21 protein-coding genes and 3 tRNA genes are annotated in these 23,700 nt (G+C 73.6%); 2 read left to right on the forward strand and 22 right to left on the reverse strand.

Translation table 11 applies throughout. From position 1 onward, the window contains the following. Nucleotides 1-60: 60 nt before the first annotated feature. From ACZ34W_RS02485 to ACZ34W_RS02510, 6 genes are all read right to left on the reverse strand, one after another. Entirely contained in the window at nucleotides 61-906 is an 846-nt protein-coding gene (locus ACZ34W_RS02485; protein WP_465600974.1) for a DegV family protein, read from the reverse strand. Between the two features lie 238 nt (nucleotides 907-1,144). Beyond that, nucleotides 1,145-1,930, reverse strand: coding sequence for a hypothetical protein (locus tag ACZ34W_RS02490; protein ID WP_465600976.1), 786 nt, complete (start codon nucleotides 1,928-1,930; stop codon nucleotides 1,145-1,147). Nucleotides 1,931-2,225: 295 nt separating this feature from the next. Further along, entirely contained in the window at nucleotides 2,226-5,123 is a 2,898-nt protein-coding gene (gene leuS / locus ACZ34W_RS02495) for a leucine--tRNA ligase (protein WP_359837892.1), read from the reverse strand. 208 nt (nucleotides 5,124-5,331) lie between these two features. Beyond that, a complete protein-coding gene (locus ACZ34W_RS02500; RefSeq protein WP_465600981.1) occupies nucleotides 5,332-6,738 on the reverse strand; it encodes a hypothetical protein in 1,407 nt (468 codons plus the stop codon). Nucleotides 6,739-6,963: 225 nt separating this feature from the next. Next, nucleotides 6,964-7,036 (reverse strand) — tRNA-Ala (locus tag ACZ34W_RS02505). A gap of 101 nt (nucleotides 7,037-7,137) precedes the next feature. Further along, nucleotides 7,138-8,589, reverse strand: coding sequence for an MFS transporter (locus ACZ34W_RS02510; protein WP_465600984.1), 1,452 nt, complete (start codon nucleotides 8,587-8,589; stop codon nucleotides 7,138-7,140). Nucleotides 8,590-8,691: 102 nt separating this feature from the next. Here ACZ34W_RS02510 and ACZ34W_RS02515 point away from each other — a divergent pair, with 102 nt between their 5' ends. Continuing rightward, the gene (locus tag ACZ34W_RS02515) at nucleotides 8,692-9,597 is read left to right on the forward strand and encodes a helix-turn-helix transcriptional regulator (protein ID WP_465600987.1); all 906 of its coding nucleotides are present in this window, start codon (nucleotides 8,692-8,694) and stop codon (nucleotides 9,595-9,597) included. Nucleotides 9,598-9,684: 87 nt separating this feature from the next. Here ACZ34W_RS02515 and ACZ34W_RS02520 read toward each other — a convergent pair. The 8 genes from ACZ34W_RS02520 to ACZ34W_RS02555 form a co-directional block, all read right to left on the reverse strand. Further along, a tRNA-Ala gene (locus ACZ34W_RS02520) sits at nucleotides 9,685-9,757 on the reverse strand. A 37-nt stretch (nucleotides 9,758-9,794) separates the two neighbouring features. Beyond that, nucleotides 9,795-9,867, reverse strand: a tRNA-Ala gene (locus ACZ34W_RS02525). Nucleotides 9,868-10,046: 179 nt separating this feature from the next. After that, nucleotides 10,047-10,694 (reverse strand): histidine phosphatase family protein, encoded by a 648-nt coding sequence (locus tag ACZ34W_RS02530; protein ID WP_329492096.1) that lies wholly within the window; start codon nucleotides 10,692-10,694, stop codon nucleotides 10,047-10,049. Further along, nucleotides 10,691-11,161 (reverse strand): ribosome silencing factor, encoded by a 471-nt coding sequence (gene rsfS / locus ACZ34W_RS02535; RefSeq protein ID WP_329492097.1) that lies wholly within the window; start codon nucleotides 11,159-11,161, stop codon nucleotides 10,691-10,693. The genes ACZ34W_RS02530 and rsfS overlap by 4 nt, the downstream gene beginning before the upstream one ends. 173 nt (nucleotides 11,162-11,334) lie before the next feature. After that, entirely contained in the window at nucleotides 11,335-13,197 is a 1,863-nt protein-coding gene (locus ACZ34W_RS02540) for an LCP family protein (protein WP_465600990.1), read from the reverse strand. Between the two features lie 19 nt (nucleotides 13,198-13,216). Next, a complete protein-coding gene (nadD, locus tag ACZ34W_RS02545) occupies nucleotides 13,217-13,849 on the reverse strand; it encodes a nicotinate-nucleotide adenylyltransferase (protein WP_329487612.1) in 633 nt (210 codons plus the stop codon). Nucleotides 13,850-13,985: 136 nt separating this feature from the next. After that, nucleotides 13,986-14,144 carry a hypothetical protein gene (locus tag ACZ34W_RS02550; RefSeq protein WP_329487613.1) on the reverse strand — a complete coding sequence of 53 codons (159 nt, stop codon included), beginning with the start codon at nucleotides 14,142-14,144 and terminating at the stop codon, nucleotides 13,986-13,988. 160 nt (nucleotides 14,145-14,304) lie between these two features. Further along, on the reverse strand, nucleotides 14,305-14,451 hold the full coding sequence (locus ACZ34W_RS02555; RefSeq protein ID WP_329487614.1) for a hypothetical protein: 147 nt from the start codon (nucleotides 14,449-14,451) through the stop codon (nucleotides 14,305-14,307). A 245-nt stretch (nucleotides 14,452-14,696) separates the two neighbouring features. Between ACZ34W_RS02555 and ACZ34W_RS02560 the strand changes: the two genes are divergently transcribed. Further along, nucleotides 14,697-15,755 carry a M48 family metallopeptidase gene (locus tag ACZ34W_RS02560; protein ID WP_465600995.1) on the forward strand — a complete coding sequence of 353 codons (1,059 nt, stop codon included), beginning with the start codon at nucleotides 14,697-14,699 and terminating at the stop codon, nucleotides 15,753-15,755. Between the two features lie 135 nt (nucleotides 15,756-15,890). On the opposite strand, the gene ACZ34W_RS02565 is transcribed toward ACZ34W_RS02560, so the two are convergent. The 8 genes from ACZ34W_RS02565 to rplU all read right to left on the reverse strand — a co-directional run bounded on the left by ACZ34W_RS02565 (nucleotide 15,891) and on the right by rplU (nucleotide 23,539). After that, entirely contained in the window at nucleotides 15,891-16,985 is a 1,095-nt protein-coding gene (locus ACZ34W_RS02565) for an SCO2583 family membrane protein (RefSeq protein WP_329487616.1), read from the reverse strand. 134 nt (nucleotides 16,986-17,119) lie between these two features. Beyond that, a complete protein-coding gene (locus ACZ34W_RS02570) occupies nucleotides 17,120-17,713 on the reverse strand; it encodes an SCO2584 family spore wall biosynthesis protein (RefSeq protein WP_329487617.1) in 594 nt (197 codons plus the stop codon). A gap of 100 nt (nucleotides 17,714-17,813) precedes the next feature. Beyond that, a complete protein-coding gene (locus ACZ34W_RS02575; RefSeq protein WP_329487618.1) occupies nucleotides 17,814-19,136 on the reverse strand; it encodes a glutamate-5-semialdehyde dehydrogenase in 1,323 nt (440 codons plus the stop codon). Between the two features lie 111 nt (nucleotides 19,137-19,247). After that, nucleotides 19,248-19,775 (reverse strand): hypothetical protein, encoded by a 528-nt coding sequence (locus tag ACZ34W_RS02580; protein ID WP_329487619.1) that lies wholly within the window; start codon nucleotides 19,773-19,775, stop codon nucleotides 19,248-19,250. 118 nt (nucleotides 19,776-19,893) lie between these two features. After that, the gene (gene proB, locus ACZ34W_RS02585; RefSeq protein ID WP_465601001.1) at nucleotides 19,894-21,030 is read right to left on the reverse strand and encodes a glutamate 5-kinase; all 1,137 of its coding nucleotides are present in this window, start codon (nucleotides 21,028-21,030) and stop codon (nucleotides 19,894-19,896) included. Nucleotides 21,031-21,373: 343 nt separating this feature from the next. Then, nucleotides 21,374-22,852, reverse strand: a complete 1,479-nt coding sequence (gene obgE, locus ACZ34W_RS02590) for a GTPase ObgE (protein WP_329487621.1) — start codon at nucleotides 22,850-22,852, stop codon at nucleotides 21,374-21,376. A 99-nt stretch (nucleotides 22,853-22,951) separates the two neighbouring features. Continuing rightward, nucleotides 22,952-23,209, reverse strand: a complete 258-nt coding sequence (gene rpmA / locus ACZ34W_RS02595) for a 50S ribosomal protein L27 (RefSeq protein ID WP_329487622.1) — start codon at nucleotides 23,207-23,209, stop codon at nucleotides 22,952-22,954. A gap of 12 nt (nucleotides 23,210-23,221) precedes the next feature. Next, nucleotides 23,222-23,539: a 50S ribosomal protein L21 gene (rplU, locus tag ACZ34W_RS02600; RefSeq protein ID WP_030397424.1), complete on the reverse strand. Its 318-nt coding sequence runs from the start codon at nucleotides 23,537-23,539 to the stop codon at nucleotides 23,222-23,224. Nucleotides 23,540-23,700 lie beyond the last annotated feature (161 nt).

The following is a 23,700-nucleotide window of genomic DNA, read 5'->3' on the forward strand; positions in this document are numbered from 1 at the left end:
GCGGCTTCACGCCCCACAGGGTTCACCACCCCGGCTTCACGCACCCCGGCTTCACGGGCCTCAGCGCGGCGAGACCACCACCGCCAGCAGCCCCGGTCCGACATGCGCCCCGATCACCGCGCCCACCTCGCTCACGTACAGGTCACGCAGCCCGGGGATCCGCCCTCGCAGTCGCTCCGCGAGCGGCTCGGCCCGCTCCTCCGCCGCCAGGTGGTGGACGGCGATGTCGACCACTCGCTCCCCCGCCTGCTCGACCGCGATCTCCTCCAGCCGCGCGATCGCCCGCGACGCCGTCCGGACCTTCTCCAGCGGCTCGATCCGGCCGCCGTCCAGGTGCAGCAGCGGCTTCACCGCCAGCGCCGACCCGAGCAGCGCCCGGGCCGCCCCGATCCGGCCGCCCCGACGCAGGTGCTCCAGGGTGTCCACGTAGAAGAATCCGCTGGTCACCGCCGTCCGCGCGGTCACAGCGGCGACCACCTCGTCCAGTTCCCGCCCCGCCTCGATCGCCTCGGCCGCCGCCAGTACGCCGTATCCGAGGGCCATGCCGACCAGCCGGCTGTCCACCACTCGCACCGGGACGGGCGCCTCGGCGGCCGCCAGCCGGGCCGCCTCCGCGGTCCCGGACAACTCGGCGGAGATGTGCACCGAGACGATGCCCTTCGCGCCGGCCTCGGCGGCGGCCCGGTAGGCGGCGGCGAAGGCCTCGGGGCTCGGCCGGGAGGTCGTCACCCGCTGCTTGCCGCGCAGCGCCTCGGCGACGTCCTTGGGCGAGATCTCCACGCCCTCGGCGAGGACGGTGTCACCGACCGCGACGCTCAGCGGCACCACCGCGATCTCGTGACGGTCGACGGCCTGCTGGGGCAGATAAGCCGTGGAATCGGTGACAAGTGCGAGGTCGGCGGGCATGAGGCGGAGGTTACTCCGCGTCCGGCCAGGAGGACAGCGCCCGAACCGGGCCTGCCCCGGCCCCGCCGTCCGGCCCCGGCGCCGGAACCGGGCGGAGCGCCGGGCGGCCCCGGCACCGGCGCCGGGCGGGTGCCAGGGACAGCCGGTCGGTGCGCCGGGCACGGCGCCCCCACCCGAGCCCTCCGGGAGAGGTCGAGTCTTCCGGGATGCGGCGGGGCCGGAGGAGCGGGACGTCCGGTCAGCCCGCCGTCGGCCCGGCCGACGGCTTCCGCAGCCGGTCCGCCAGCCGCGACAGCGGGTCGTTCAGCCCCAGCAGTTCCTCGGCGCTCGGGCGCCCCTTCCCGTCCGTCAGCCCGGCCCGACCCGCCGCCGCCCCGCCAGCACCAGCGCCAGCACCAGCCGACCCACCGGAACCGACGCCCGAGCCGAAGCCCGCCCCCGTACCCGACCCGGAATCCGACCCCGCCCCCGAGTGGTCCCAGTGCCGCAACGCCCCCGCCTCGCTCTCGCACTCCTGGCTGAGCCGCCGGAGCTCGTCGTCGGCGAAGCGGTGCATCCGGTCCTGGGCCGCCCAGCGCATGGTCTCGGCGGAGTGGGTGATCCGTTCGGCGCGCTCCCGCAGCTCGGGCAGCTTGGCCGCGATCCGGCCCGGGTCCGGCTCGCGCTCCAGGATCCGCAGCTCAGCGTCCAGCTCGGCCGCGTGGGTGTCCAGACGCCGCAGCAGGGCGAGTGCCTCACCGAGCTGGCCGTCCTGCACCAGACCGCTCTCCAGGACCTGGCGCGTGCCGTCCAGGGAGGTCCGCAGCCCCAGCCGGACGGCGGAGATCTGGCCCTGCGGGCCGGGCTTGGCGTAGGTCTTCGCCTTGAGGGTCACGTTCTCGACCGCGCGGCGGGCGTTGGCCTCGTGCCGCTCCACCTTCGTGGCGACCGCCCTCGCCGCCTTGACGGTCCCGACCACCACCAGCACCAGCATCGCGAGGCCGAAGAGCAGGGCCAGACCGACCATCACGCCGAGCGCGTCCATCACGAGCCACCTTCCGTCCGCCGAACCGGCCCCCACCGGGCCCAACGCGGGCCGGCCCACCGTGGGTTCCACGGTAGCCGCCCGACCCGTGCCGGGGGCAGGTCGAACGGGCCCGGGCTCCGGAGATCAGGGACAGATGGGGGATCTCCCCGAGGCGGGCCCGGCCTCGGGCAACGCATCCCGCCCCCACCTGCCTCCACACACCCGGCGAACCACCGCCCCGGGAACGCCGAAGGGCGGGCGCCCCGAAGGACACCCGCCCTGGCCGTCAACGACCCACGGCGACCACCGGCAGTCAGCCGGTGACGATGTTCACCAGCTTCGGCGCCCGCGCGATCACCTTGCGTACCGGCGCGTCCCCGATCGCCGCGACGACGGCCGGGTCGGCCAGCGCCAGCGCCTCCAGCTCGGCGTCGGAGATCGACGGCACGACCTCCAGCCGGGCCTTGACCTTGCCCTTGATCTGCACGACGCAGGTGACCGCCTCGTCCACCACGTACGCCGGGTCGGCGACGGGGTAGTCGGTGTGGGCCAGCGAGTCGCCGTGGCCCAGTCGGCGCCACAGCTCCTCCGCGATGTGCGGGGCCAGCGGGGCGACCAGCAGGACCAGCCGCTCGGCGACCGGTCGCGGCGTGGAGCCGCGCTTCACCAGGAAGTTGTTCAGCTCGATCGCCTTGGCCACGGCCGTGTTGAAGCGCAGCGCGGCCATGTCGCCGCGGATGCCGTCGATGGCCTTGTGCAGCGCGCGCAGCGTCGCCTCGTCCGGCTCCTCGTCGGTGACGACCAGCTCGCCGGTGGCCTCGGAGACGATGTTGCGCCACAGCCGCTGCAGGAAGCGGTACGAGCCGACCACCGCGCGGGTGTCCCACGGGCGGGAGACGTCCAGCGGGCCCATCGACATCTCGTACAGGCGCAGCGTGTCGGCGCCGTACTCGTCGGCGATCTCGTCCGGGGCGACGGCGTTCTTCAGGGACTTGCCCATCTTGCCGGCCTCGCGCTTGACCGGCTCGCCCTGCCAGAAGTAGCCGCCGTCGCGCTCCTCGACCTCGGTGGCGGGCACCGGGAAGCCGCGCTCGTCGCGGTAGACGTCGGCGGTGATCATGCCCTGGTTGAACAGCTTGTGGAACGGCTCGACCGAGGAGACGTGGCCCAGGTCGTGCAGGACCTTGTGCCAGAACCGCGCGTACAGCAGGTGCAGCACGGCGTGCTCGGCACCGCCGACGTACAGGTCGGCGCCGCCGCCGGGCTTCTCGGCGGTCGGGCCCAGCCAGTACTGCTCGTTGGCCGGGTCGACGACCCGCGCGCCGTTCGACGGGTCGATGTAGCGCAGCTCGTACCAGCAGGAACCGGCCCAGTTGGGCATGGTGTTGGTCTCGCGGCGGTACTTCTTCGGCCCGTCGCCCAGGTCCAGCTCGACGTTGACCCAGTCCTCGTTGCGCGACAGCGGCGTCTTCGGGGAGGAGGTCGAGTCGAACGGGTCGTAGGTGTGCGGCGAGTAGTCGTCCACCTCGGGGACCTCGACCGGCAGCATCGACTCGGGCAGCGCGTGCATCACGCCGTCCTCGTCGTAGACGATCGGGAAGGGCTCGCCCCAGTACCGCTGGCGGCTGAACAGCCAGTCGCGCAGGCGGTAGTTGACGGTGCCCTCGCCGATGCCGCGCTCGGCCAGCCAGGCGGTCACTGCGGCCTTGCCGTCGGCGACGCTCAGACCGTCCAGCGAGATGCCGTTCTCGGTGCCCTCGGCGTGGGCCGAGTTGACGATGACGGAGTCGTACGTGCTGAAGGCGTCGTCCCAGGTGTGCGGGTCCTCGTCGCGGCCGTCGGTCGGCTTGACGACGCAGCGCATCGGCAGCTCGAAGGCGCGGGCGAACGCGAAGTCGCGGTGGTCGTGGGCCGGGACGGCCATGATCGCGCCGGTGCCGTAGCCCATCAGCACGTAGTCGGCGACGAAGACCGGGACGGGCTCGCCGCTGACCGGGTTGACCGCGTAGGCGCCGGTGAAGACACCGGTCTTGACCTTGGCCTCGACCTGGCGCTCCACGTCGGACTTGGCGGCGGCACTCGCGCGGTAGGCGGCGACGGCCTCGGCCGGGGTGGCGGCGCCGCCGGTCCACTCGTCACGGGTGCCGGCGGGCCAGGCGGCCGGCACGATCGAGTCGACCAGGTCGTGCTCGGGGGCCAGCACCATGTAGGTGGCGCCGAACAGGGTGTCGGGGCGAGTGGTGAAGACGGTGATCTTCCGGTCGCCGGGGGCCGCGAAGTCGACCCGGGCGCCTTCCGAGCGACCGATCCAGTTGCGCTGCTGCAGCTTGATGGCCTCGGGCCAGTCCAGCAGGTCCAGGTCGGAGATCAGCCGGTCCGAGTAGGCGGTGATCCGCATCATCCACTGGCGCAGGTTCGACTTGAACACCGGGAAGTTGCCGCGCTCGGAGCGGCCGTCCGCGGTGACCTCCTCGTTGGCCAGCACGGTGCCCAGCCCGGGGCACCAGTTGACCGGCACCTCCTTGGAGTACGCCAGCCGGTAGTCGCCCAGCAGTTCGTCGCGCTCGGCGGCGGACAGCTCCGACCACGCGCGGCCGCCGGGGACCTCGCGCGAGCCGTCCGCGAAGCCGGCGATCAGCTCGGCGATCGGGCGGGCCCGGCCGGCCTCCTCGTCGTACCAGGAGTTGAAGATCTGCAGGAAGATCCACTGGGTCCAGCGGTAGTACTCCGGGTCGATCGTGGAGATCGAGCGGCGCGGGTCGTGGCCCAGGCCCAGCCGGCGCAGCTGCTGGCGCATGTTGGCGATGTTGGCCTCGGTGGAGACCCGCGGGTGGGTACCGGTCTGCACCGCGTACTGCTCGGCGGGCAGGCCGAACGCGTCGTAGCCCAGCGTGTGCAGCACGTTGTGGCCGGTCATCCGCTGGTAGCGGGCGAAGACGTCGGTGGCGATGTAGCCCAGCGGGTGGCCGACGTGCAGGCCCGCGCCGGAGGGGTACGGGAACATGTCCATGATGAAGCTGTGCGGCTTCGCGGAGACGTCCCCGGCGCTCGGGTCGGCCAGGTCACCGGCCGGGTTGGGGGCGCTGAACGTGCCCTCCTTCTCCCAGATGTCCTGCCAGCGGGACTCGATCTCCGCTGCCAGGGTGGCGCTGTACCGGAACGGCTCGGTCGCGGCCTCGGCCGCGCCGGAAGCAGGGGTCGTCTCGCTCATGGTCCTTCAGGCTCCATCGATGTCAGTGGGCGAACCGGGCACAGGGCCGGGCGCGGCACGAAAGGCGGCGGAAAACAAAAAAGCCCCTCGCAGGAGGGGGTGCCACGCCGACTCCGGCACCCGCCCTGGGGCGCGGCCGGTCCTGGTCAGCGCGGCCGGCTAAGGAGCAGGCGCACGGTTCGCATGGGCTCAGGGTACCGCAAGGGGCTCAGGCCTCCTCCGGAGATATCGACCGCGAGGCCGCGTCGAAGTCGCGCAGCGCGCGGGCCACCCGTTCGGACTGCATGCCCGCGGCCAGGGCGCGTGCCCGCTCGGCCGTGTCGGCGGCCTCCCGGAGGGAGCCGGTGCGGCGCTGGGAGTCCGCCAGCCGGACCATCAGCAGGGCCCTGGCCCGCGCGCGGCCGGGGCCCAGCCCGGCCACCGCCTCGGTGAGCAGGGCCTGGGCGCCGCGGTGGTCGCCGAGGAACAGGTGGCCCTCCCCCACCATCCCCGCGAGGTCCGCCCGGGCCTGCGCCACATCCGGCCCGGCACCCGCGCCGGAAGCCGCACCTTGCCCCGCACAAGCACAAGCAGACGCACCGACACCGGCACCAGCACTGGCACTGGCAGAAGCACCCGCGCCCGCCGCGGCGTCCAGCTCCGCGAACGCCCGCCCGGCCACCGCCGCCAGCTCCTCCGGCTCGCCGCGCCGCCCGTACGCCCGGGCCATCCGGCCGAGCTGCAGGGCCCGGTCGACCGGCCCGAGCGCGTCACCCGCCGTCTCCAGCACCCCGGCGAGCACGGTGACCGCGTCCAGCCCACGCCCTCCCCCGCCCTGGGTGGCCAGCACCACCAGGCAGCCCACCACGCCCACCCCGAGCCGCAGGTCCCCGCTGAGGTGGGCGGCGCGCAGCGCGGCCACGAACGCCCGCTGGGCGGCCGCCTCGTGCCCCAGGTCGTACGCGGCCCAGCCCGCCAGCCGGGCCAGCCGGCTGGCCGTGCCGTACAGCACGCGGCCCAACTCCTCGTCGTACCCGCCGAGTTCCAGCAGCTTCGCGACCATGGCCAGCTCGGCCCGGGTCGGCCCGAGCACCAGGCCGCCGCCGCAGGCCCGCTCCAGCCGCAGCTTGCTCCGGTAGGAGAGCCGGAGCTCCCCGACCAGCGCGGGGTCGATCCGCAGCGCGCCCTCCCCGCCGCCGACCGGGGGCGGCGCGGTGGCCAGCCGGCCGGCGGCCTGGTCGAGGTCGGCGCCGCGGAACAGGTCGGTGAGACGGACCGGGCCGGCGTCGGTGGCCGCCTCGCGCAACGCGGTCTGGGCGGTGTCGGCCGTCCAGGGGTCGGTGAGCAGCCGCGGCGAGAGGATCTTGGCCCCCCGGTTGCCGCCCATCCGGCCCCAGAGCTGCTCGTAGGTGACGGCGATGCCGAGGGCGCGGCCGAGCACCTCGCAGACCGTCTGGTCGTGCGGGCTTCGCGGGACCATGCCCCGGTCGCGCCACTTGTATGGGGCGGTGGAGCTGATCGCCAGGCCGGGCGGCAGGGTGAGGTTCACCTCGCGGGCCAGGCGCTCCGGGTTCCAGCCGAGCTGGTGCAGTATCCGGGCCAGCTCCTCGTTGCGCCTGCGCTCCAGATCGGCCATGGGACGACGGTAGCGGTCCGGCGGGGCCGGCTGCCGAGCCGTTCGGAAAACCCCGGACCGCCGGGGCCGCGAGCGCCCCCGAACCCTCCGGAGGGATCCCGGGCCGCGAGAACGCGCCCCGGGGCGCCGCGGAAAGCACCCCGGGGCGCCCCGGAAACGCGGCCAGCGCGCCCCGGAAAACACCGAGGGCCGCCTCCCGGAACGGGAGGCGGCCCTCGACTGCTGTGGAGCTACGGGGAATTGAACCCCGGACCTCTTGCATGCCATGCAAGCGCTCTACCAACTGAGCTACAGCCCCTTGACCTGCTGCGTCACCGGAGGTTTCCTTCGGTCTCCCTCGGCGACATCGACTACTTTACACGGTCGAAGGGGTGCTCCACGAATCCGTTACCGGAGGTACTACCCGGCCGTCGGGCGGGCGCGGGCGGCGAAGGCCGCGCCGACGCCGACCAGGCCCGCGATCGCGGCGGTGGTCACCAGCAGGGCGTGTCCGGAGTCCCGGGCCGCCGCCGGCAGCGAGACCCCGCCGAGGAAGACCGAGCCCAGCACCGCGACGCCGACCACCTGGCCGAGCTGTACGACCGTCACCATCACCCCGCTGGCGTCCGCCGCGTCGGCCGGGGCGACGCCGCCCAGCGCCCGGGCGAACAGCGGCGAGTACGTGCAGCCGGCCACGAGGCCCAGCCCGGTCATCAGCAGCAGCGCCACCGGGCCGATCTCCGCGCCGCCGCCGAGCAGCAGCCCGAGCAGCAGGTAGCCGGGGACGAGCAGCCCGGCGCCGAGCAGCGGCAGGACGCCGTGCAGCCGGGCGGGCAGCCGGTGCCAGTGCAGGCTGGAGAACCCGAAGCCGAGCGCCATCGGCGCCGAGCAGAGGCCGGCCCGCAGCGCGCTGTGCCCGAGGCCGGACTGCTGGTGCAGCGCGAAGGCGAACAGGAAGCCCGCGAAGGCGGCCATGATCATGAAGATCGCGCCCGCCGCCGGTCGCAGCGTGGCCGTCCGCAGCACCCGGCCGCTGATCAGCGGCTGTCCGCCGCGCCGGGCGATCCGCCGCTCGACCACCGCGAACAGGGCGAACAGGAGGGCACTGGCGGCGAGCATCGCCCAGCCCCAGACGGGCCAGCCCAGTTCGTGACCGAGCACCAGCGGCACCACCAGCAGCCCGAGGGCCGCGCCGAGCACCACCAGGCCGGGGAGGTCGAACCCGCGCCCGCGGTCGCCCGGCAGGACCGGCAGGACCGGCAGCAGCCGGGCGCCGGCCGCCAGCAGGGCCAGCCCGATCGGCACGTTGACCAGGAAGACCGGGCGCCAGCCCGTCCCGAACAGGTCGGCGCTGACCAGGACTCCGCCGAGCACCTGGCCGACCGCCAGGCCGCCGGCCAGCACGGCCGAGTAGAGGCCGAGCGCCCTGGTCCGGGCGGCGCCGGTGAAGGTGCGCTGCAGCAGGCTCATGACCTGCGGCACCATCAGCGCCGAACCGGCGCCCTGGAGCAGCCGGAAGGCGATCAGCCAGCCGGTGGCCGGTGCCAGCCCGCAGGCCAGCGAGGCGAGGGTGAAGGCGGCCAGGCCCAGCTGGAACAGCCGGCCGTAGCCGTAGCGGGCGCCCAGCCGGGCCCCGGTGATGAGCAGCACCGCGTAGGCGATGGTGTAGCCGGCGATCACGAGTTGGAGGGCCGCGCCCGAGGCGTGCAGGTCGGTGCGGATGGTCGGCACCGCGACGTTGACGATGGAGACGTCCAGGATGGCCATGAACTGGCCGCAGAGCAGGAGGGTGAGGAGCAGCCCGGGCCTGGTGGCCGGGCCGCCGGTGGTGGTGGCGCCGGCCGCACCGGGCCGGATCTGAAGGTCCGTCATGGGCCCAGCCTGCGGCGCCCCCGGTACTGGTGGTTAGAGCCTGCCGATCCTGGTACTGGCAGCACCTGTCTCGGCCGCCCGGTCTGCGGCACGATGGCGGGTATGACCGTCCTGGACGACCGCACCGCCACCACCGTCGGACCGCGCCGGCAGGACCGCCGCCGCACCGAGCTGGCCGGCTACCTCAAGGCCTGCCGCGCCCGGGTCACCCCCGAGGAGGTCGGCCTGCCGCCGGGGCTTCGCCGCCGCACGCCGGGGCTGCGCCGGGAGGAGGTGGCGCAGCTCTCCGGGGTCGGCGTCACCTGGTACACCTGGCTGGAGCAGGGGCGGCCGATCAACGCCAGCGAGCAGGTGCTGGCGGCGGTGGCCCGGACGCTGCGGCTGGACGACACCGAGCGGGAGCACCTGTTCCGGCTCGCGGGGGTGTCCGCGAGCCCGAGCAGCCGGCCCGAGCCCCCCGTCCTCGACCCGTCCACCCAGGCCATCCTGGACGCCCTCGCGCCGCTGCCGGCCGCGGTCTCGAACACCCGGTTCGACGTGCTGATGTACAACCGGTCGTACGAGTCGCTGTTCGGGACGAACCGGAACGTCACGCCCAGCGGGCGGTTCAACAGCATCTGGTGCACGCTGCTCATGCCGCCGTGCTGCAACCCGTTCCTGAACCGCGCGGAGGCGCTGCCGCGGATGGTGGCGGTGCTGCGGGCCGCGTACGGCAAGCACGTCGGCGAGCCGGTCTGGGAGCAGCACGTGCAGGGGCTGTCGGCGAAGAGCGAGCTGTTCCGGGACCTCTGGGCCCGGCAGGAGGTGGCGCCGCCGGAGACGTCGCTGCGGGTGTTCCGGCACCCGCAGGTCGGGGTGCTGCGGCTGAACGCCTCGTACCTGACGCTGCCCGGGGTGCCCGAGACCTACGTGGTGGTCTACCTCCCGGAAGGCGCCGGGGACCGTGAGCGGATCGAGGAGCTCGCCGCGCTGCCGCCCGGCGGCTGGCTGAACAGCTGCCACTCCTGAACGGCCGGGGACCCGGCGCGCCTGCGTCCGGGGCCCGGGGAACGCCGAAGGCCGCCACCCGGTGGGTGACGGCCTTCTCGCGGTCTGTGGAGCTACGGGGAATTGAACCCCGGACCTCTTGCATGCCATGCAAGCGCTCTACCAACTGAGCTACAGCCCCGCGACACGCACGGCCCTCGCGGACCGCAGGTGCGGAGTGGAGCTACGGGGAATTGAACCCCGGACCTCTTGCATGCCATGCAAGCGCTCTACCAACTGAGCTACAGCCCCGCACTCACCGGATTTCCCGCTTCCCTTCCGGGCCGCGTTTCTTCCGTGCGAACGAGGAAGACTCTAACCGGTCAGGCCCGGAACTGCGAAATCCGTCCCCGCGCGGTGCCGGCGAACGGCGGGGGCGCGGCTCGACCGTCGCCGATCGGCCGTCGCCACCGGTCAGCTGCCGTCGCCGGTCAGGTGTCGTCGCCGATCACCGGCTGCGGGAGGGTGCCCGCGTTGTGCTCCAGCAGGCGCCAGCCGCGCGCGCCGCGGCCCAGCACGGACCAGCAGCAGTTGGACAGGCCGCCGAAGCACTCCCAGAGCTCCGGCTCCAGTCCGAGCAGCCGCCCGAGCATGGTGCGGATGGTGCCGCCGTGGCTGACGACCACCAGCGTGCCGTCCTCCGGCAGCTTGCCGACCGCGTCCAGCACCACCGGCACCGAACGGTCGGCGACCTCGGTGGAGAGTTCTCCGCCGCCGCGCCGGACGGGCTCGCCCTGCGCCCAGGCCTCGTACTCCTCCGGGAACCGGGCCCGGATCTCCGCGTTGGTCAGCCCCTGCCAGGAGCCGGCGTAGGTCTCGCGCAGCCCCTCGTGGTGCTGCACGTCCAGGCCGGTGATCACGGCCAGCTCGTCGGCGGTCCGCCGGGCGCGCTGGAGGTCCGAGGAGATCAGCAGGTCGGGGCGCAGGCCGGAGAGCAGCCGGGCCGCCCGCTGGGCCTGCAGGACGCCCTGGCCGGTCAGCTCGATGTCCGTGGTGCCCTGGAACCGCGATTCGAGGTTCCAGGAGGTCTGGCCGTGCCGCCAGAAGACGATGCGCGGGCCCCGCGCCTCCCGGCTCAGCTGTAGTCCTCGGCGCCGAAGTTGTCGGCCGGGGCGGCCTCGGCCGGGGCGAGGGCGTTGCCGGCCTCGTCGGTGTGCGCGTCGGGGCGGTTGCGCGAGGCCAGCGCGTCGGCCGGCAGCGGCAGCTCGGGGCAGTCCTTCCAGAGCCGGTCCAGGGAGTAGAAGGAGCGCTCCTCGGAGTGCTGGACGTGCACCACGATGTCCAGGTAGTCGAGCAGGATCCAGCGGCCGTCGCGCTCGCCCTCCCGGCGCACCGGCTTGATGTCCAGCTGCTCGCGCAGCTTGTCCTCGATCTCCTCGGCGATGGACTTGACCTGGCGGTCGTTGTTCGCGGAGGCGATCAGGAACGCGTCGGTGATCGACAGCACGTCGCTGACGTCGAACGCGATGATGTTGTGCGCCAGCTTGTCGGCCGCCGCCTGGGCGGCGACGTTGATGATTTCCTGGCTGTGCTCGGTGGCGGTCACGATGTTCTTCCGGCTCGGCGGCTTGGGGGCGATGCCCGGCACGCGGCCGGGCATCGCCTTCCAGGATCTCACGCCGCCCAGGTGGCCCAGGAACCGTTTACCGGCCCGCGCCCGCCGCGGCCCCGCCCCGAGCCCCCACGACCCTGCGTGGAGGAGGCGGGGCCGCCGCCGCCCTACGGGGTCTTCGGCGGCTGGTAGTCCTTGCCGAGGACGACCACCAGGTCGGCGTTCTGCGCGTCGGTGACCTTCTTCGCCGCCGTCTCCGGCAGGTTGAGGCTCAGCGCCAGGGACTTCGCCGCGGCCTGCCGGGCGTCGTCGGTGTAGCGGATCTCACTGGCGGCCTGGGCCGCGGCCTTCGTCCCGCCGGGGATGAAGGTGAGGCCCGCGTTCACCACCTGGACCTGCGCGGCGGCGGCCGCCTGGTCGTTGCCGGTGGCGTCCTGGATCGAGACCCGGGCCGGGGTGTCGGCCGAGGTGGCGGACTTCACCGTGCCGCCCAGCACGTCCTTGACCTGCTGGCCGGCGGCGGCCTCGTCCAGCGAGCCGTCCGGCTTCACGGTCAGCACCGTGGTCCCGAGGTGGCCGTCCTTCGCCTGCTGGGCGAGCTGGACCAGCACGCCGGCCAGGGCGTCCTCGGGCAGCGACGGGTCGAGCACCGCGTTCATCCGGTGCACGTCGTCCTTGGCGTCCTTGAACTCGGTCGGCATGGTCCGCACCACCGCGTCCATCACCTGCCCGAACCGGGCCAGTTGGGCGTCGCGGCCCTCGCCGGCCCCCTGCAGGGTGGCGTAGGCGACCGCGGCCTTCCCGCTCAGCAGGGTGTTCTTGCCCGCGGCGGCGAGCAGCTTGCCGTCCGGCTTGCCGCCCTCGTGGGTCTCGGCATTGGTGTCCACCCGGACCCCGCCGAGCTGGGCGACCAGCAGTTCCAGGTACGGCGTGTCGAGCCGCCAGGTGCCGGCCACCGGGGCGCCCAGCACGGTGGCCAGGGCGTCCCGGGTGGCGGACGGACCGACGCTGTCCATCGCCTGGCCGACCGTGGTGACCGGCGGGTCGCCCGGGCCGGGCAGGCGCAGCGTGTCCGGGAGCAGCAGCACGGTGCCCTTGTGCCCCGAGGCGTCGTTGACCAGCAGCGCGCTGGAGACCTTGCCCTGGAGGTCCCGCAGGTGCACCACGTTGACCTGGCGCGGGCCTGCGGCCGTCGCCGCGCTCTGCTTGTCGCCGGTGAACCAGAGGTAGCCGCCGGTGCCGGCCGCGGCGAGGGCCAGCACCACGCCGACGCCGACCAGCCGGTTGCGGAGCTTGCGGCGGCGCTCGGCGCGCACCTCGCTGCGCGACTCGGCGAACTTCAGCCAGTCGATGACGTCCTCGGTCTCCTCCGCCTCCTCGTCGACGAAGGTGAACTCACCGGTGGGGTAGTCGCCCGTGGGCGTCTTGCCGGCACCGCCGGCGGCCTTGGCCGCGCGGCTTCCGCCGACCTGCTCGGAGGGCGCCGCGGGCCGGGCCGGCGCCGCCTCGGCGGGGGCCGGCCGGGGCGTCCGGGGTCGCGGCGGCGCCGGGGCGGCCTGCTCGGCCACCGGCTCGGTGACGACCGGCTGCGGCGCGGTCGCGTACTGCTGCTCGTAGCCGCCCTGCTGGTCGTACCCGCCACCCTGCTGCGGCGGCTGCTGCTGCTCGTACGGCTGGTACCCCTGCTGGTACTGCCCCTGGTAGACCCCGGGCTGCTGGTACGCCTGGCCGCCGCCCTGCTGCGGCTGCCCGTACGGGTCGTACTGGTCGTACTGGTCGTACTGCTGCTGGTCGTACCCGCCGCCCTGCTGCGGCTGCTGCTGCTCGTACGGCTGGTACGCCTGCTGGTACTGGTCCTGGCCCTGCCCCTGGTAGGCGGTGTACTGGTCCTGCCCGTAGGGCTGCGCCGGCGGGACCGGCTGCCCGTACTGGTCGTACTGCTGCTCGTAGCCGCCCGGTTGCCGGGGCGGGTACTGCTGCTGGTACTGCCCGGTGGACCAGTCGTCCTGCTGTCCCCTGCGATCGGTCATCCGTCGGCCCCTCCGGGGATCAGGTCCGGTGCGGCGCGTAGAGCGCCCGCTTGTCGATGTAGCGGACCACGCCGTCCGGGACGAGGTACCAGACCGGTTCGCCCTTGGCGACCCGGTTGCGGCAGTCCGTGGAGGAGATGGCCAGCGCCGGGACCTCCACCAGGGAGACCCCGCCCACCGGAAGTCCGGCGTCCGACAGAGTGTGCCCCGGCCGGGTGCAGCCGATGAAGTGGGCGAGCGAGAAGAGCTCCTCGGAGTCCCGCCAGGAGAGGATCTGCGCGAGCGCGTCGGCGCCGGTGATGAAGAAGAGGTCGGCGTCCGGGTGGAGCGCGCGCAGGTCGCGCAGGGTGTCGACGGTGTAGGTCGGGCCCTCGCGGTCGATGTCGATCCGGCTGACCGAGAACTGCGGGTTCTCCGCCGTGGCGATGACCGTCATCAGGTAGCGGTCCTCGGCCGGCGTCACCAGGCGGTCGGTCTTCTGCCACGGCTGTCCGGTCGGCACGAAGATCACCTCATCGAGGTGGAACGCGCTCGCCACCTCGCTGGCGGCGACCAGGTGCCCGTGGTGGATCGGGTCGAAGGTGCCGCCCATCACACCGAGCCGCTTCTTCACCGGTTCCGGTCCGCCGGGATTCCCGGCCTGCTCTCCCATGGCGCCACACCTTACGCGACGCCCGTGACGGGGCGGGAACGACCGGGTGGGGGCCGCCGGGAGGACGCGTGAGGGAGCGGCCGGCGCTCCCGCCGGACGCTCCCCGGGCCGCCCCGGCGGGGGCTCGGTGCCCCGCTCAGCGGTCCCGGTTGAAGCGCGTGGTGACGTAGAGCAGCAGCAGCAGGATGAACAGCGCGGCGCCACCCGTCAGGTACGGGTTGAGGCTGTCGTGATTGCCCCCCTCGCCCTCGGAGGCGAGCAGGTTCAGGACGGGGAGTGCGGCGGCAGTGCTCATGGTCGGCGGACCTTCTCGGCTCGGATGACGGACCAGGGGTGTGCGGGCCGGTGAGGGCCCATCTGTCATCGTACGGGTGCCGACACGGCAACCGCTCGGCGGCCCACCGCGTCTGATCCGGCGTGAGCCGGGCGCCCGGCGGGGCCCGGCGGGAGGGTGCTCAGTTGTTGCGGCCGGCCCGCAGCAGGACCCACGCCAGCAGGCCGACGCCGACGAAGGAGGCCACCACGATGATCCGCAGGAAGAGCCCCGGGCCGTTCTCCGTGGAGATCGGGCCGGCCAGGCTGACAAGGGCGGAGGTGGACATCTGCGGGCTCCTCGGACTGCTCGGTACCGCGGCCAGGTCTGGTCTCGGCTCTCCAGGGCATTCAGGGTAAACCGGCCTCACACCCGCGACGGCCACCGCCCCCTGCGGCGCCGTTCGCGCCGCGTAGGGTGAGCCCGGGGACGAGTACGCAACCACGGACGTTGCACAGACAGTCGTTGCAGGCGAAGACCAGCGGGGGCCGGCCAGCTGCCGGGGCCGCCGTCGACCAGGAGGGTACTCACACCATGACCGATACGACCTCGAAGACCCCGAGCCGGCGCCGCCAGCGCTTCCCGGAGATCTCCACCCGCGCCTGGGAGCACCCGGCGGACCGCTCCGCGCTCGTCGCGCTGCGCAAGCTGACCGGCTTCGACGACATCCTGAAGAAGCTCGCCGGGCTGGTCTCCGAGCGCTCGATCCGGCTGATGTTCCTGGCCACCGCGGTGAAGACGTCCGAGCGGCAGTTCCCCGAGCTGCACGGGATGGTGCGCGACGCCGCGTACGTGCTGGACCTGGAGAAGGTCCCGGACCTCTACGTCTCCCAGGACCCGACGGTCAACGCCTACTGCATCGGCATCGACAGCCCGATCATCGTGGTGACCAGCGGCCTGGTCGAGCTCCTGGACGAGGAGGAGCTGCGCTCCGTCATCGGCCACGAGGTCGGCCACGCGATGTCCGGCCACGCGGTCTACCGGACGATGCTGCTGATCCTCACCAACATCGCCGCCCGGATCGCCTGGGTGCCGCTCGGCAACCTCGCGATCATGGCGATCGTGACGGCCCTCAAGGAGTGGTTCCGCAAGGCCGAGCTCTCCAGCGACCGGGCCGGCCTGCTCGCCGGACAGGACCTCCAGGCCTCCATGCGGGCCCTGATGAAGCTGGCCGGCGGCCACAACCTGGCCGAGATGAACGTCGACGCCTTCCTGGAGCAGGCCGAGGAGTACGACAAGGCCGGGGACCTGCGCGACGGCGTGCTCAAGCTGCTGCAGGTGCTGCCGCAGAGCCACCCGTTCGCGGTGGTGCGGGTCGCCAAGCTGAAGAAGTGGGCGGAGAGCGAGGAGTACCGCTCGATCCTGGCCGGTGCCTACCCGCGCCGCTCCGACGACGGCGACACCTCGGTCGGCGAGCAGTGGAAGGCCGCGGCCGACCACTACACGACCTCGGTGAAGGAGAGCAAGGACCCGCTGATGGGCCTGATCCGCGACGTCGCCGGCGGCGCCGCCACCGTCGGCGGCAAGCTCCGCGACACCTTCACCGGCGCCACCCGCGCCAACGGCTCCTCGACGCCGCGCGACGAGGACTGATCCCGCGACGGCTCCCGACGGCTCCCGGCTTCCCGCCGGGGGCCGTCGGCGTCCCCGGCCCCGGCACCCGCCGTGCCCCGGCGGCGGCCCCGGTGTGCCCGAGCGGCCGGTCGCGACGGGGCCCGCCGCCGGACGTCAGCTGCCCGCCAGGACCCCGCAGACCTGCCAGGCCGGACGGGCGTGGTTGCCCGGATCGATCGGCTGCGCGCCCTCCGGCGACTGCGCACCTTCCGTCGGCTGCGCACCGGTCACGGCGCCGTCCGCCCCCGCCAGCAGCGGCCGGACGTACCCGGCCAGCGAACCGGCGCACGGCGCCGGCCCGGCCTGGAGCACCGAGTCCACCAGCCGCAGCTGGGCGGAGGCCAGGTCGATCCGGTCGAACTGGAAGGTCAGCTGCCGCCGGACGGTCTCCAGCGTCACCGGTGCGCCGCTCGGGGTCCCGGCGGGCTTGAGCGCGTAGACGAAGGTGTGGTCGGTGGTGATCTGCAGGGTGGTGCTGTCCGCCTCGTCGATCCGCATCGCTCCGGCCACCTTCACGCTGTCGGCCGCCAGCGCGACCTGCGCCGGGTCGAACCGGACCACCCACCCGGTCAGCGCGTGGTGGCGGTCGTCGACGGGGTGCGCCGCACTGGCGTCGAACTGGGCCTGCTCGCCGGGCGTCACGAAGGCCCGCACATCGGCGGTCGACCCCTGGACCAGGGCCGTCGGCGCCAGCGAGGACGCCACCAGATAGCGCTGGACGGTGTCGAGCGCCTTGGTGACCTCGATCTTGCTGAAGTGCGCGGTGGCCGCCCCGGCGGGCGTCCCCAGACCGATGGCACCGTCCCCGTAGCCGGGCGGCAGCGCGGCGAACGGGGCGGCCGGGTCGGCGACCGGCCGCACGGCCGACGCCGGGCTCAACGCCACCAGGCTGACGGTCAGTTGGCTGCCCTCGGGGCGGGAGGTCTGCCGGTTCGGCGTACTGATGCCGAAGTACACGGCGGCCGCGAAGGCCAGCAGGATCAACAGCAGCAGCGCGAGCGCCTGCCGCGGCACGGTGCCCAGCGGACCGAGCCGCACCCGCGGGCGGGTGGCCCGGCCGAACGAGCCCGCCAGCCGCTCCCGGGCGGAGAGCTCCTGGATCCGGGCAGCACGGACGAAGGATTCGTCGAAGACGACGGACCGGTACTCGTCATCGCTTCCGGAACCACCGTCGGGCGCACCCTCCGGAGGCTCTCGCGGGTCACCCATGACACCAGGGTAAGCCGCATCCGCGCCCCGCCACGAGGGTGTTCGCCCAGATTCCCGGGAGCGCTCCGTGACCGGAGGCCCGGCGCGCGAACGCGCTCCGGCGCACTCCGGCGCAGCGTCCGCGAACCAGTGCCTCAGCCCGCCGGCGCGGTGACCACGAGCGACGGCTCGGCCGGCGTGGGCGCCGGATCGACACCCGCGCTGCTGCTCCCCGAGTCGGGCCGCCGGGGCGTACCGCCACCGGAGCCGCCCACACCCTGGTAGACCGCCGCGACCGCCACCGCGACCAGGCTCACGCCCATGATCACGGCGAGCACCCAGGCCACCGGCCGGTGCCAGCGCTGCTGGGCGACATAGCGCCCGCGCCGCGACCGGACCGGGTCGTAGACACTGTCCCGCCCCCAGCGCCCGGCCCGGCGCCCGACCACCCGGCCGGGGCCCGACCACGGATCGGGGTAGAGGCGGTCGTCGTCCAGTCCGCTCGGGTAGGGGCGCAGCTCCAGCGGCACCCCGTCCCCCACGGGGACGTCATAGCCCCAGCCCGGTACCACCGCGTCCGGCTCGAACCGGGCCTCGGCGGCGGCGAGCTGCCGCTCCTTGGCTGTCGGCTCGTGCACGGCGGCGGACCGGACGAAGGCCTCATCGAAGACCACGGTGGCGAACTCGTCGTCCGCACCACCGTGGTCGGCGCCGTCGGGGTACGGCAAACCCCCCACATCGTCAGCCACGGATTCAGCGTATTACCGGTCGGGCGTTTTGTCTGTGGCTCCTCGCACTTGGTCCGTCACCCGTGTGACGCGGACCGCCCGCCGGGGGCTCCCGGCCGGCTCAGCCGGCGTCGGCCGCCCCGCCCACGGTCTGCGTCGCCTCGCCCCGGACATGCCCGTCACCAGTGACGATGTACTTGGTGCTGGTCAGCTCCGGCAGGCCCATCGGGCCGCGGGCGTGCAGCTTCTGGGTCGAGATGCCGATCTCGGCGCCGAAGCCGAACTCACCGCCGTCGGTGAACCGCGTCGAGGCGTTGACGGCCACCGTCGTCGCGTCGACCAACTGGGTGAAACGGCGGGCCGCGGCCTGCGAGGTGGTCACGATCGCCTCGGTGTGGCCGGAGGACCAGCGGCGGATGTGCGCGACGGCGGCCTCCAGCGAGGGCACCACGGCCGCCGCCAGGTCGTGGGAGAGGTACTCGGTCTCCCAGTCCGCCTCGGTGGCCGGCACCACGGTCGCCGCCGAACCCTCGGCGGCCTTGAGGACCGCGTCGTCGCCGTGCACCGTCACCCCGGCCTGGGCCAGGGCCGCCAGCGCGAGCGGCAGGAAGGCTCCCGCGACGTCCTGGTGGACGAGCAGGGTCTCGGCCGAGTTGCAGACGCTGACCCGCTGCGCCTTCGAGTTCAGCAGGATGCCGACGGCCATCGCCAGGTCCGTCTCGGCGTCCACGTAGACGTGGCAGTTGCCCGTCCCCGTCTCGATCACCGGCACGGTCGAGCCCTCGACCACGGTACGGATCAGCGCGGCCCCGCCGCGCGGGATCAGCACGTCCACCAGGCCCCGGGCGCGCATCAGTTCCTGGACGGAGTCCCGGCTCTCGCCCGGGACGAGCTGGATCACGTCGGCGGGCAGGCCCGCCGAGACGACGGCGTCGCGCAGCACCGCGATCAGCGCGGTGTTGGAGCGGTAGGCCGAGGCCGAACCGCGCAGCAGTACCGCGTTGCCGGACTTCAGGCAGAGCGCGGCGGCGTCCACGGTGACGTTCGGACGGGCCTCGTAGATGATGCCGACGACGCCGAGCGGGACGCGGACCTGCCGCACGTCCAGGCCGTTGGGCAGGGTGTAGCCGCGCACCACCTCGCCGACCGGGTCGGGCAGGCCGGCCACGTCGCGGACGTCCGAGGCGATCGCGGCGATCCGCTCGTCGGTGAGGGTCAGGCGGTCGATCACCGACTCGGCGGTACCCGCCTCACGGGCCCGGGCGACGTCCTCGGCGTTGGCGGCGGTGATCTCGGCGCTCCGGGCCACCAGGGCGTCCGCGATCGCCGACAGCGCGGCGTCCTTCGCCCGGCGCGGGAGCGGGGCGAGCACGGCGGCGGCCTCCCGGGCTCGGCGCGCTACGGCGAGGACGGGGCTGTCGGCGGTGGCGAGGTCGCTGGTCATGCGCCAAGGGTAGCGAGTGCGCCGCCCCCGCCCGCCGGGCATTTCGCCCGGTGAGACATGGGCGCCCAGCAAGGCCCGCACGTGCCGTGCCCCGGGCACGGCACACGTGCGTCAGTACGGGTGCACCCCGCCCGGATGGGGTGGCGGGCCGCCGAAGCCCTCGGCGACGCGTTTGTGGTACGTCGCCCGGTCGACCACCTCCAGCCCGACGATCTCCCACGGCGGCAGGTTCGCGGTCACCTTGTGCTCGCCCCAGAGCCGCAGCGCGATCGCCGCCGCGTCGTGCAGGTCCCGGGCCTGCTCCCAGTAGCGGATCTCCGCGTGGTCGGCCGCGTAGCGGGCGGTCAGGAAGAACGAGTGGTCGTGCGCCAGCCGCTCCAGCCCCGCCCGCAACGCGGACAGCGGGGTGGTCTGCCCCGCCACGCTCAGCACCACGTGCCAGAGCCGGGCCTGTTCGGGCACCGTGGGCGGCTCCCCCTCGTCCCGGCGGTCCGGCCGGACCCCGCGTAGCGCGCCGGGCTCCTGCGGCGGCGGACCGGCCGGCCCGGCCGGGGTGTCCGCCCCGCGCCCGCCGTCGATGCTGGTCAGCCGTCGGCCCGCCGTTCCTCCGGTCAGCGCTGCCTCGCGCCTGCGTTCCACCGGCGGCCTCCTGTTCGGCGATCTCGTGTCGTCGTACCCGCCGGCCCCGGTCCGGCGCGTACGGCTGCGCCCCCTCGCCCGCGGCAAGGCCCGCACCGCCGCCGCGCCCGCGGACCGGTCAGCCCCGCAGGACGACCAGGTCGTCGCGGTGGACGACCTCGCGCTCGTACGCGGCACCGAACTCCTGGGCCAGGTCTCGGGTGGACCGGCCGAGCAGCCGGGGCAACTCCCTCGCATCAAAGTTGACCAGTCCGCGCGCCACGATGTGGCCGTTTTCGCCAAGAAGGTCCACCGGATCACCCGCGGCGAACTCCCCGTCGACCTTGGTGACCCCGGCGGGCAGCAGCGAGGCACCCCCGGAGACGACCGCCGCGACGGCCCCCTCGTCCAGGTGGAGGGCGCCGCGCGGGCTGCTCGCGTGCGCCAGCCAGAGCAGCCGGTCGGAGGAGCGGCTGCCGGTGCGCAGGAAGAGCGTGCCGGTGGGCCGGCCGCCCAGCGCGTCGGCGGCCCGGCTGGCGGCGGTGAGCACCACGGGGATGCCCGCGCCGGTGGCGATCCGGGCCGCCTCCACCTTGGTGACCATGCCGCCGGTACCGACCCCGGCCTTGCCCGCGCTGCCGATCGAGACGCCGTCCAGGTCGTGCGGTCCGGCCACCTGGGCGATCCGGCTGGTGCCGGGGCGGCTCGGGTCGCCGTCGTAGAGCCCGTCCACGTCGGAGAGCAGCACCAGCAGGTCGGCCCGGACCAGGTGGGCGACCAGCGCGGCCAGCCGGTCGTTGTCACCGAACTTGATTTCGGCGGTGGCGACGGTGTCGTTCTCGTTGACGATCGGCATCGCGCCCATCGCCAGCAACTGGTCCAGCGTCCGGTAGGCGTTGCGGTAGTGGGCGCGCCGGCTGGCGTCCTCGGCGGTCAGCAGCACCTGGCCGACCCGGATGCCGTACCGGGCGAAGGAAGCGGTGTAGCGGGCGACCAGCAGGCCCTGGCCGACGCTCGCGGCGGCCTGCTGGCGGGCGAGGTCCTTGGGCCGGCGGTCCAGGCCCAGCGGGGCCAGGCCGGCCGCGATGGCACCGGAGGAGACCAGGACCACCTCGGGGGCGTCCGGGCCGCTGCGCACCTTGGCGAGCGCGTCCACCAGGGCGTCGACCCGGTCGGCGTCCAGGCCGCCGGCCGCCGTGGTGAGAGAGGAGGAACCGACCTTGACGACGATCCGTCGTGCGGTCAGGACCTCCTGCCGCAGTGAGTCCTCGCTCATCTCGCTGTACGCCCTTCCGGTGTGGTGCGGGTACGGCGGGCCCGGGCCCGGCCGTCACCCCCGCAATCTACGCGATCGGCGCAGTCCGTCCGCAGGGCATTTCACCGGCTGGACCGCGCCCCTCCCCGGGCACCGGCCGGCCCGGACCGGTCGCGGGACGCCGGGCGGACCGCACCCGCCCGGCGGGCCCCGTCCCGCCACCCGGGCCGGGGGCGGTCTCGCCAAGTCCGGCTCCCGCCAAGCGAAGTGACGTTCATCAACGCACCGACGCACCGACGCACCGCGGCCCCGCCTCCGGGAGGGAGGCGGGGCCGCGGCACTACACGGGTCGGACCGGCCGGTCCTACTCCTCGTCGTCGTCGCCCTCGACGGCGGCCTGGCGGCCACTGGAGAGCGCCTCGAAGGCGAGGAACTCGGACTCGGCCGCGTCCCGGTTCTTCAGCTTGTCGCGGCGGCGGTCGACCGCCGGACGCGGGCTCTCCAGGCGGTGGTCCTCACCGCGGCGGCCGAGCATCTCGGCGCCGGCGGCCATGGTCGGCTCCCAGTCGAAGACGACCGCGTTGTCCTCCGCGCCGATGATGACGGTGTCGCCCTCGTGGGCGCCGACCTTCCAGAGCTTGTCCTCCACGCCGAGGCGGGCCAGCCGGTCGGCGAGGTAGCCGACGGCCTCGTCGTTGGAGAAGTCCGTCTGGCGGACCCAGCGCTCCGGCTTGATACCGCGGATGCGGAAGGCGCCGTCCTCCTCGGTGATGGTGAAGCCCGCGTCGTCCACGGCGGTGGGCCGCAGCACGATCCGGGTGGACTCCTCCAGCGGCTTGGCGGCGCGGGCCTCGGCGACGATCTGCGCCATCGCGAAGTTCAGCTCGCGCAGGCCCTTGCGGGAGGCGGCGGACACCTCGAACACGCGGTAGCCGCGCTCCTCCAGCGAGGCCCGGGTGAGGTCGGCGATGTCCTGGCCGTCCGGGACGTCGACCTTGTTGAGCGCGACCAGTCGCGGCCGGTCCTCCAGGCCGCCGTACTGCGCCAGCTCGGCCTCGATGGTCTCCAGGTCGGTCAGCGGGTCGCGGCCGGGCTCCAGGGTCGCGCAGTCCAGCACGTGGACCAGCGCCGAGCAGCGCTCGACGTGCCGCAGGAACTCCAGGCCGAGGCCGCGGCCCTGGCTGGCGCCCGGGATCAGGCCGGGGACGTCGGCGACGGTGTAGACGAAGTCGCCGGCGGTCACCACGCCGAGGTTGGGGACGAGGGTGGTGAACGGGTAGTCCGCGATCTTCGGCTTGGCGGCGGAGATCACCGAGATCAGCGAGGACTTGCCGGCGCTCGGGTAGCCCACCAGGGCCACGTCGGCGACGGACTTGAGCTCCATGACGATGTCACGGGCCTCACCCGGCTCGCCGAGCAGCGCGAAGCCGGGCGCCTTGCGGCGGGACGAGGCCAGCGCCGCGTTGCCCAGGCCGCCCCGGCCGCCGGCGGCGACGACGAAGCTGGTGCCGTGGCCGACCAGGTCGGCGAGGACGTTGCCCTGCCGGTCCATCACGACGGTGCCGTCCGGCACCGGCAGGACGAGGTCGTGGCCCTCGGCGCCGGTCCGGTTGCCGCCCGCGCCGGGCTTGCCGTTGGTCGCCTTGCGCTTGGGCGAGTGGTGGTACTCCAGCAGGGTGGTGATCTGCGCGTCCACGGTGAGGATGACGCTGCCGCCCTGACCGCCGTTGCCGCCGTCGGGGCCTCCCAGCGGCTTGAACTTCTCCCGGTGAACGGAGGCGCAGCCGTGGCCCCCGTTACCCGCGGCGACGTACAGCTCGACGCGGTCCACGAAGGTGGTCATGGTTGTGCCTCCAGTGCGAAGAAAGTGTTGCCTGCTTCTCAAGCATGAAGGGTGGACCGGATCATTCCGGCCCACCCTTCATTGTGAGTCTTGTCGGACTCAGGCCTCGACGGCCACGATGTTGACGACCTTGCGGCCGCGACGGGTGCCGAACTGCACCGCACCGGCGGACAGCGCGAACAGGGTGTCGTCGCCACCACGGCCGACGTTGGCGCCCGGGTGGAAGTGGGTGCCACGCTGGCGGACGATGATCTCGCCGGCGGAGACGACCTGGCCGCCGAAGCGCTTCACGCCGAGGCGCTGGGCGTTCGAGTCACGGCCGTTCCGGGTAGAGCTTGCGCCCTTCTTGTGTGCCATCTCGCTATCCCCTTACTTGCTGACGGAGTCGATGCTCGTGATCCGCACAGCAGTGTGCTGCTGGCGGTGACCCTGGCGGCGACGGTAACCGGTCTTGTTCTTGTAGCGCAGGATGACGATCTTGTCGCCCTTGGTCTGGTCGACCACCTCGGCGTGAGCCTTCACGCCGGCCAGCACCCACGGGTCGGAGGTGACAGCTTCACCATCGACGACCAGGATGGTGGAGAGCTCCACCGAGTCACCCGGCTTGGCCTCGATACGGTCGATCTCCAGCACGTCGCCGACGGCGACCTTGTGCTGGCGGCCGCCTGCGCGAACGATCGCGTACATGCGGTACCCACTTTCCTAACTCGGTCGGAGCTCCAGATGCCAGCCACCTGGGTACGGACACAGGGGCCTCTCCCCGACTCCTCTGACGAGGGGCCCGGAAGGTGATGTGTTCGGGAGCGACGGCGTAGACACGCCGAGGGTCAAGAATACGGACCGGCCCC

Source organism: Kitasatospora sp. NPDC022856, from assembly GCF_055561235.1.

Coding starts and splice junctions, on each gene's coding strand:
- ACZ34W_RS02485 (WP_465600974.1), bottom strand. CDS start 906: ATGCCCGCCGACCTCGCACTTGTCACCGATTCCACGGCTTATCTGCCC.
- ACZ34W_RS02490 (WP_465600976.1), bottom strand. CDS start 1,930: ATGGACGCGCTCGGCGTGATGGTCGGTCTGGCCCTGCTCTTCGGCCTC.
- leuS (WP_359837892.1), bottom strand. CDS start 5,123: ATGAGCGAGACGACCCCTGCTTCCGGCGCGGCCGAGGCCGCGACCGAG.
- ACZ34W_RS02500 (WP_465600981.1), bottom strand. CDS start 6,738: ATGGCCGATCTGGAGCGCAGGCGCAACGAGGAGCTGGCCCGGATACTG.
- ACZ34W_RS02510 (WP_465600984.1), bottom strand. CDS start 8,589: ATGACGGACCTTCAGATCCGGCCCGGTGCGGCCGGCGCCACCACCACC.
- ACZ34W_RS02515 (WP_465600987.1), top strand. CDS start 8,692: ATGACCGTCCTGGACGACCGCACCGCCACCACCGTCGGACCGCGCCGG.
- ACZ34W_RS02540 (WP_465600990.1), bottom strand. CDS start 13,197: ATGACCGATCGCAGGGGACAGCAGGACGACTGGTCCACCGGGCAGTAC.
- nadD (WP_329487612.1), bottom strand. CDS start 13,849: ATGGGAGAGCAGGCCGGGAATCCCGGCGGACCGGAACCGGTGAAGAAG.
- ACZ34W_RS02550 (WP_329487613.1), bottom strand. CDS start 14,144: ATGAGCACTGCCGCCGCACTCCCCGTCCTGAACCTGCTCGCCTCCGAG.
- ACZ34W_RS02555 (WP_329487614.1), bottom strand. CDS start 14,451: ATGTCCACCTCCGCCCTTGTCAGCCTGGCCGGCCCGATCTCCACGGAG.
- ACZ34W_RS02560 (WP_465600995.1), top strand. CDS start 14,697: ATGACCGATACGACCTCGAAGACCCCGAGCCGGCGCCGCCAGCGCTTC.
- ACZ34W_RS02565 (WP_329487616.1), bottom strand. CDS start 16,985: ATGGGTGACCCGCGAGAGCCTCCGGAGGGTGCGCCCGACGGTGGTTCC.
- ACZ34W_RS02575 (WP_329487618.1), bottom strand. CDS start 19,136: ATGACCAGCGACCTCGCCACCGCCGACAGCCCCGTCCTCGCCGTAGCG.
- proB (WP_465601001.1), bottom strand. CDS start 21,030: ATGAGCGAGGACTCACTGCGGCAGGAGGTCCTGACCGCACGACGGATC.
- obgE (WP_329487621.1), bottom strand. CDS start 22,852: ATGACCACCTTCGTGGACCGCGTCGAGCTGTACGTCGCCGCGGGTAAC.
- rpmA (WP_329487622.1), bottom strand. CDS start 23,209: ATGGCACACAAGAAGGGCGCAAGCTCTACCCGGAACGGCCGTGACTCG.
- rplU (WP_030397424.1), bottom strand. CDS start 23,539: ATGTACGCGATCGTTCGCGCAGGCGGCCGCCAGCACAAGGTCGCCGTC.